This window comes from Actinomadura sp. 7K534 (assembly GCF_004348575.1).
Classification (GTDB): Bacteria; Actinomycetota; Actinomycetes; order Streptosporangiales; family Streptosporangiaceae; genus Spirillospora; species Spirillospora livida.
In genome coordinates this window covers 1-1638 of the sequence record NZ_SMKB01000467.1, presented here as the reverse complement: position 1 = coordinate 1638, position 1638 = coordinate 1, and the positions used below count along the sequence as shown (strand labels likewise).

At 73.5% G+C, this 1638-nt stretch carries 1 protein-coding gene; it reads right to left on the bottom strand.

Going from position 1 to position 1638, the window contains the following annotated elements:
* A partial coding sequence (locus E1266_RS37145; protein ID WP_165966377.1) for an SseB family protein occupies positions 1–1347 on the bottom strand: 1347 nt, incomplete at its 3' end.
* Positions 1348–1638: the final 291 nt, after the last annotated feature.

Genomic DNA, 1638 nt, shown 5'->3' with positions numbered 1-1638 from the left:
GGGCGTGGACGCGGCGGGCGGTGTGGCACGGTCCGCCGCCGGGGGGCCGAGAGAGCGGATCTTGTCGCCGGGCATGGACGCGTCGATCGGCGTGCCGGGGTTGAGGACGAGGTTCCAGCCGGTGTCGGGCCAGGCGGCGACCATGTCCAGCAGGGTCGGCATGATGAAGCGGGACGAGCCGACGGCCTCGTTCATCCACTTGAGCGACGTGAAGATCTGGATGGACGTCCGGCCATGGACGGGGACGGGCCGCCACGGGAAGCCGGGGTCGCCGGGCGTGATGCCCCAGGGCGTGTCCGGGTCGGCCGGGACGAGGACCTGCGCGCCGAGGAGGATCTTGAAGAAGGCGTCGGTGTCGCGGCGCCGGGCGGCCTCGAAGAGCCGGCCCTCGATGTCGTTCTGCGGTTCGAAGCCGTCCGTCATGCGCTGGGCGGCGCGCTGGTCGGCCCACGTGGCGAGGCCGGGGAGCTGCTGCGCCAGGATGGTCCCGCCGGCGGGGGAGCCGGAGTTGATCGCCAGCACCCAGTCGTGGTTCGGCCAGTAGCGCAGCGCGACGGTGAACGGCAGCTTGATGTACTCGGTGCCGGTCCCGGCGGTGCGGGCCGCCTCGACGAGGCGTTCCGGGGACGTGAAGACCGGGACGACGGTGGAGCCGTCCACCTCACGGGTCTGCCAGGGGAAGCCGGGGCGCCCCGGGCGCATCGCGTAGTCGGTGTCGTCCGGGACGGGCAGGAGCACGTCGGTGCCGGCGAGCGTCTGCAGGAAGAGGTCGTGGTCGTTGTTGGCCGCGGCCCGCAGCAGTTCGCGTTCGACGTCGTTGGCGGGCTGGAACTCCTGCCGGGGGGACTCGCGCGGCAGGTCCCGGTGCTGGTCGCGGAGCTCCTCCCAGGGGGCGGACACGCGCCCGACCTGGGGCGGGCGGCCGTCGCCGCCGGCGACCTGGCGGACGAACCAGGCCGGCAGCCGCGCCTCGATGGGCAGGGCCGCGGGGACGCCGCGGGCGGGCGCGTCGATGGCGAGCCACCAGCGGTCGTCGGGCCATGTCTCGGCGATCTCGCCGAAGCGGACCGTCATGAAGTGCTGGTAGGACGGGCCGAGGCAGGCGCGCATCGCCGACGCCGACGTGTAGGTCAGCACGTGGACGCGGCCGTCCTCCTCCTGGGTCGGCCAGGACGGCTGCGCGTCGCCCGCGAGCATCCCGTCCACGAGGTCGGGCGGGACGGGGACGACGAGCTCGCTGTCCGCGATGAGGCGGAAGTAGCTCTCCTGGTCCCCTGCCCGCACGGTCTCCTGCAGCCGGTGTTCCAGTTCCGACGTGGGTCGCCACGCGTCGGCCACGGTCGCCACCCCCTGTTTCCTCCGTGCTCGTCCCGCGCGACTGCCTACGCTACATGGGCGAACAGGACCAAAGAGCCCCCTCGCCTGACTGTGCGGAAGAGTCCGCAGGTCAGCGTGCTGTCAGCGCCGCGAGGCCGATCGGGCCGCCGTCGCCGGGGCGGCCGCGCGCCCCCACCCGAACCCCGCCGTCCCGGGACGCGTCACAGCGAACGGGCCGAACCGCCCGAGTGCGGGAACCCCGCGAACGCGGCCGATGCGGAAACATATGCGGCACCGGTCCGTGATCAAGGGATCCGGGCG